Raw genomic sequence first — 6136 nt, forward strand, 5'->3', positions numbered from 1 at the left:
GCCCCGGGCGACGGCGGCCGCCCACCGCAGCTCCGCCGGCCCGTCCGGGCGGCCCGCCGCGGCCACCTCCCGGTCCGTCGCCGCCCCGGCGAGCAGGGCCCGTACCTCCGCCGAGGGCACTCGCCGTGCACCACCCTGTCGGACGTGCACCATCGTTCACCTCGAATCAGGTTTGCGGCCGCCATGGCCAGGGAATCTGAGCGTCGTCAGGTTCGATAGCGAAGGCAGGTGACGAACATGGCGGACATCCGGAGGCTTCCCGGCCCGGTCGCCGACATCTACGACTGGCAGATGGAGGGAGCCTGCCGGGGGATGGACAGCGCGTTCTTCTTCCATCCCGAGGGTGAGCGAGGTCCCGCCCGGGCCCGTCGTGAGACCCGAGCGAAGCAGGTCTGTTCCGAGTGCCCCGTGGTGCAGCAGTGCCGCGAGCACGCACTGAAGGTGCACGAGCCCTACGGCATCTGGGGCGGCCTGTCCGAGTCCGAGCGGGACGCGATCATCCGCGGTCCGCGCCGCACGCTCAAGGTCGCCGCCGAGGCGACCGTCCAGCCGGTGGAGATTCCCGTTCACACCGCCTGAGAGGGCCCCGACCCGCGGGGGCTCCCATCTCCCGTCGGACGGCACACACACTCCCTGCCCCGCAACGCACAACGGCGGGCGACCCGAGGGTCGCCCGCCGTCGTCGTGCTCGGACCGGATCAGTGACCGTGGCCGTGCCCGTGGCCACCGGCCGGGGCCGGGTCGGCCTTCTCCGGCTTGTCCACCACGGCGCTCTCGGTGGTCAGCACCATGCGCGCGATGGACGCGGCGTTCTCCACCGCCGACCGGGTCACCTTGACCGGGTCGATGACGCCGTCGGCCAGCAGGTCGCCGTAGGAGCGGGTGGCCGAGTTGTACCCGGTCCCCCAGCCGCCCTCGGCGACGCGGGACACGACGATCGCGCCCTCGTCGCCACCGTTCTCGGCGATCCAGAACAGCGGCGCCGACAGTGCCCTGCGGACGATCGCGACACCGGTCGCGGCGTCACCGGTCAGGCCCAGGCCATCGGCGAGCTCCGCCGCGGCGTGCACCAGCGCGGAGCCACCGCCGGGGACGATGCCCTCCTCGACCGCCGCACGGGTCGCCGCGACGGCGTCCTCGATGCGGTGCTTGCGCTCCTTGAGCGCGGTCTCGGTGGCGGCACCGGCCTTGATGACCGCGACGCCGCCGGAGAGCTTGGCCAGGCGCTCCTGGAGCTTCTCCTTGTCCCAGTCGGAGTCGGACTCCTCGATCTCGCGCTTGAGCTGCGCGACACGACCCTCGACGTCGGCCTTGGAGCCGGCGCCCTCGACGATCGTGGTGGCGTCCTTGGTGACGACGACGCGCCGCGCGCGGCCCAGCAGCTCGAGCCCGGCCTCGTTCAGCTTCAGGCCGACCTCGGGGTTGATGACCTGACCGCCGGTGGCGACCGCGAGATCGTCCATGAACGCCTTGCGGCGGTCACCGAAGAACGGCGACTTGACCGCGGCGACCTTGACGGTCTTGCGGATCGAGTTGACGACCAGGGTGGACAGCGCCTCGCCCTCGACGTCCTCGGCGATGATCAGGAGCGGCTTGCCCTCGCCGAGCACCTTCTCCAGCAGCGGCAGCAGATCCTGGATGGACCCGATCTTGTCGCGGTGCAGCAGGATGTACGGGTCGTCGAGCGCCGCCTCCATGGACTCGGAGTCGGTAACGAAGTACGGCGACAGGTAGCCCTTGTCGAACTGCAGACCCTCGGTGATCTCCAGCTCGGTCGAGAGGGTGGAGCCCTCCTCGACGGTGATCACGCCGTCCTTGCCGACGGTGTTGATGGCCTGGGCGATCAGGTCGCCGATCTCCTGCTCGCGCGAGGCGATGGCGCCGACCTGCGCGATGTGGCTCTTGGCGTCGACCGGGGTGGCCTTCGCCAGCAGCACCTCGGACACCTTGGCCGAGGCCGCGGCGATGCCCTGGCCCAGCGCGAACGGTGCGGCACCGGCCGCGACGTTGCGCAGTCCCTCCTTCACCAGCGCCTGGGCGAGCACGGTGGCGGTGGTGGTGCCGTCGCCCGCGACGTCGTTGGTCTTGGTGGCGACGGTCTTCGCCAGCTGCGCGCCGAGGTTCTCGTACGGGTCCTCGAGGTCGACCTCACGGGCGATGGTGACGCCGTCGTTGGTGACGGTCGGGCCGCCGAACTTCTTGTCGATGACGACGTGCCGGCCGCGCGGGCCGAGCGTCACCTTCACCGCGTCGGCGAGCTGGTTCACGCCGCGCTCGAGCGCGCGACGGGTCTCCTCGTCGAAGCTGATCTGCTTCGCCATGTCTTGTTCTCGCTACCTCTCGGGATACTCGGGTTCTCGGGGGAGAGACGCGACCGCCCCGGTGCGGGCCACCCGTGAGGGTGGACCACCCGGGGCGGTACGTCAGGCGATGCCTCGCGTCAGTTGACGACGGCCAGCACGTCGCGCGCGGAGAGGATCAGGTACTCCTCGCCGTTGTACTTGACCTCGGTGCCGCCGTACTTCGAGTAGATGACGACGTCGCCGACGGCCACGTCGAGCGGGACGCGGTTGCCGTTGTCGTCCACCCGGCCCGGGCCGACGGCCAGGACCTTGCCCTCCTGGGGCTTCTCCTTGGCGGTGTCCGGGATGACGATGCCGGAGGCGGTGGTGGTCTCCGCCTCGCTGGCCTGGACGACGAGCTTGTCCTCGAGCGGCTTGATGTTCGCCACGACGATGACCTCCCCTTCCTGGGGTGAATCCGGTGTCACGGGTTCTCTAGCGGTGTCAGCAGCGCGCACGTGGCGACTCCCGCCCCGCCGTCGCGGGTGCCGGGGCGGAGGTCGTCCGCCGCGCGCGTTGGCACTCTATCCATGAGAGTGCCAGAAGCCGAGCGGGGGCTCAACCGCGCCGTTCGGGCGTGTCGGGAGTTCCCGGTCGTCGCCCGTTGTTCACGTACTCGTCGACCGACGGCCCGGTGTCACTCGATCGGGAGCGTTGCACTGCACATCGTGATCACCTCCCGCCGTTCGCTGCTGCGCGCCGGACTCAGCGCCGCCGCCGTCACCGCCGCCGCACCCCTGCTGCCCGGCGCCGCCGCCGCGGCGCCCGGACCCGCCCCGGCCCGGCCGCCGGGCGACCCGTTCGGGCTCGGCGTGGCCTCCGGGGAACCCGATCCGACCTCGGTCGTGTTGTGGACCCGGCTCGCCACCGACCCCGTCGCCGAGGACGGCCTGGGCGGGCTCGGGAACCGCGCCACCGACGTCGAGTGGGAGGTCGCCGACGACGAGCGCTTCACCCGGGTCGTGCGTCGCGGCCGGGTCCGCACCGGGCCGGACGCGGGCCACAGCGTGCACGTCGAGGTGCCGGGGCTGCGTCCCGGCCGCGACTACCACTACCGCTTCCGGGTGGGCCGCACCGTCTCCGACTCCGGCCGCACCCGCACCGCGCCCCCACCGGCGTCGATGACACCGGTGCACATGGCCTTCACCTCGTGCTCGCAGTTCGAGCACGGCTTCTTCACGGCCTACCGGCGGATGGCCGAGGAGCGTCCGGACGTGCTGCTGCACCTGGGCGACTACGTCTACGAGTACCCGGCGCAGGACTACGTCGCGCCCGGCGGGAACGTGCGCGACCACGCCGGACCGGAGACGACGACGCTGGCCGGCTACCGGCAGCGACTGGCCCAGTACCACGCCGACACCGACCTGCAGGCCGCGCACGCGGCCACGCCCTGGCTCGTCGTGTTCGACGACCACGAGGTCGAGAACAACTGGGCCGGCGACGTGCGGGAGCTCCCGCTCGACCCGCCCGGGGACTTCACCGCGCGGCGGGCCGCCGCGTTCCGCGCCTACTGGGAGAACATGCCGCTGCGCGCCGCCCAGCGCCCCCGCGGCGCGGCCATGCGGCTGTACCGCCGCGTCGGCTGGGGCGGGCTGGTCACCTTCTACATGCTCGACACCCGCCAGTACCGCGGCGACCAGCCGTGCGGGGACACCTTCCGCAGCGACTGCGCGGAACGCACCGACCCGGCCCGCTCGCTGCCCGGGTCGGCACAGGAACGCTGGATCGCCGACGGCTTCGCCCGCTCCCGCGCCCGCTGGGACGTGCTGGGCCAGCAGGTGTTCTTCTCCCAGGTCGACTTCACCCCGGGCGCCGGGCGCGGCTTCAACCCCGACGCGTGGGACGGCTATCCCGGCTCCCGGGACCGCGTCGTCGACTCCTGGACCGCGGCCACGCGGCGCGGCGGCGCACGCAACCTCGTCGTCCTCACCGGCGATGTGCACGCGCACTGGGGCGCCGACGTGAAGCGCCGCTTCGACGACCCCGCCTCGCCGGTGGTCGGCACCGAGCTGGTGTCCAGCTCGATCACCTCGGGCGGCGACGGCTCGGAGAAGCAGAACGGCTCCGACGCCGTCCTCGCCGACAATCCGCACATCCGGTTCCACAACAACCGCCGCGGCTACGTCAGCACCCGGTTCACCGCGGACCGGATGGAGGCCGAGTTCAAGGTGGTGCCGTTCGTGAGGCAGCCGGGCGCCCCGGTGCAGACCCGCGGACGGTTCGTGACCGAGGACCGTCGGCCGGGCCTGCGACCGCTGTAGCGGAGTAGGTTGGGACGCGTGGCTGACCTGGTTCTCGGCGCGAACGTCTTCGGGTGGACGGCGGACAGGGAGACCTCGTTCGCCGTCCTCGACGCGTTCGTCGCCGCCGGCGGACGGATGATCGACACCGCGGACTCCTACATGTGGCGCGCACCGGGGAACTCCGGCGGCGAGTCCGAGACGATCCTCGGCGAGTGGATGGCCGCCCGCGGCAACCGCGACGCGCTGCACCTCGCGACGAAGGTCGGTGCCCTGCCCGGCCGGGAGGGCCTGTCGGCGGAGAACGTCGCGGCCGCGGCGCGGGACTCGCTGCGCCGCATGGGCACCGATCGGATCGACCTCTACTACGCCCACCGCGACGACGAGGCGACCGCGCAGGAGGAGACCCTCGACGCGTTCGACGCCCTGGTCCGCGAGGGGCTGGTCCGCGAGGTCGGCGCGTCGAACTTCTCCCCGGAGCGGCTGCGTTCGGCGCTGGAGATCTCCGCGCGCGACGGGCTGACCGCGTTCAGCACCATCCAGCCGCACTACAACCTCATGGAGCGCGACGCCTTCGAGGCAGGTCTGGCCCCGCTCGCCGAGTCGGAGAAGCTGGCCGTCCACCCGTACTACGGGCTGGCCAAGGGCTTCCTGACCGGCAAGTACCGGCCCGACTCCCCCTCCCCGGAGGGCCCGCGTGCCGAGGGCGCGGCGGCGTACCTGGACTCCCGCGGCCGCGCCGTGCTGGCCGGGCTCGACGAGATCTCCGCCGGCTACGGCGTCCCGGTCCCGGCGATCGCCCTGACCTGGCTGGCCGCGCAGCCCGCGGTGACCGCGCCGATCGCGAGCGCACGCACCGTCGAGCAGCTGGAACAGCTGCTGCCGATGCTCACCCTGGAGCTGACCGACGACGAGCTGCGCCTGCTGTCCTACCTGTCCGCGACGTCCTGAGCGGCCTTGGGCACGCGGTCGCGGCGCATCGTGTGGGCGTCGGCCATCGACGGCCGGTAGTAGCGCTTGCGCAGCCCGACCACGGTGAACCCGTGGCTCTCGTACAGCGTGCGGGCCGGGACGTTGTCGGTGCGCACCTCCAGGAACACCGTGGCCGCCAGCTCGTCGGCGACGGCGAGCAGCCCCCGCAGCAGCGCGCGGCCGATGCCGTGGCCCTGCCAGGCCGGGTCGACGCCGATCGTGTGCACCTCCGCCTCGGCCATCGGCGGCCCGGCGACGACGGCGAGCCCGGCGTAGCCGACCAGCTCGTCACCGGCGCGGGCGGCGAGGTAGAGCTGGCCGGAGGAGACGGCGTCGCGGAAGGCCTGCGCGTTCCACGGGTCGTCCCCGGGGAACAGGATCTTCTCCAGCTCCGCGCAGCGCGCCGCGTCGGCCCGGTACAGCGGGCCCAGCGAGACGGTGGCGTTCACGCGGTGACGCGCTTGCGGCCGGTCGGCTCGACCGCGTCGGGGCGGCGCAGGTAGAGCGGCTCGACCGGGGCGGGGGCCCGGCCGGCGAGCAGGTCCGCCGCGGCGACGCCGACCAGCCCGTCGACGGTCGGGG

Annotated in this window: 6 protein-coding genes and 1 pseudogene; 3 read left to right on the forward strand and 4 right to left on the reverse strand. The window is 72.8% G+C overall.

The genetic code is table 11. From position 1 onward, the window contains the following. Positions 1 to 237 precede the first annotated feature (237 nt). Positions 238 to 579 (forward strand): WhiB family transcriptional regulator, encoded by a 342-nt coding sequence (locus GTW08_RS17665; protein WP_073576856.1) that lies wholly within the window; start codon positions 238 to 240, stop codon positions 577 to 579. Positions 580 to 698: 119 nt separating this feature from the next. On the opposite strand, the gene groL is transcribed toward GTW08_RS17665, so the two are convergent. Together groL and groES are read right to left on the reverse strand one after the other, a co-directional pair. Continuing rightward, positions 699 to 2321 (reverse strand): chaperonin GroEL, encoded by a 1623-nt coding sequence (groL, locus tag GTW08_RS17670; protein WP_073576434.1) that lies wholly within the window; start codon positions 2319 to 2321, stop codon positions 699 to 701. Positions 2322 to 2440: 119 nt separating this feature from the next. Then, positions 2441 to 2737, reverse strand: coding sequence for a co-chaperone GroES (gene groES / locus GTW08_RS17675; RefSeq protein ID WP_198932340.1), 297 nt, complete (start codon positions 2735 to 2737; stop codon positions 2441 to 2443). Positions 2738 to 3010: 273 nt separating this feature from the next. Here groES and GTW08_RS17680 point away from each other — a divergent pair, with 273 nt between their 5' ends. Beyond that, entirely contained in the window at positions 3011 to 4603 is a 1593-nt protein-coding gene (locus GTW08_RS17680) for an alkaline phosphatase D family protein (protein WP_346009924.1), read from the forward strand. An 18-nt stretch (positions 4604 to 4621) separates the two neighbouring features. Continuing rightward, on the forward strand, positions 4622 to 5533 hold the full coding sequence (locus GTW08_RS17685; protein WP_073576435.1) for an aldo/keto reductase: 912 nt from the start codon (positions 4622 to 4624) through the stop codon (positions 5531 to 5533). On the opposite strand, the gene rimI is transcribed toward GTW08_RS17685, so the two are convergent. Both rimI and GTW08_RS17695 read right to left on the reverse strand, forming a co-directional pair. Next, entirely contained in the window at positions 5512 to 6003 is a 492-nt protein-coding gene (rimI, locus tag GTW08_RS17690; protein ID WP_161152245.1) for a ribosomal protein S18-alanine N-acetyltransferase, read from the reverse strand. The two genes, GTW08_RS17685 and rimI, sit on opposite strands and share 22 nt — an antisense overlap. Then, a pseudogene (locus GTW08_RS17695) lies at positions 6000 to 6136 on the reverse strand (tRNA (adenosine(37)-N6)-threonylcarbamoyltransferase complex dimerization subunit type 1 TsaB); the annotation flags it as partial. The gene rimI and the pseudogene GTW08_RS17695, both read right to left, overlap by 4 nt.

The sequence above is a fragment of the Pseudonocardia sp. SID8383 genome, from assembly GCF_009864975.1.
Classification (GTDB): Bacteria; Actinomycetota; Actinomycetes; order Mycobacteriales; family Pseudonocardiaceae; genus Pseudonocardia; species Pseudonocardia alni.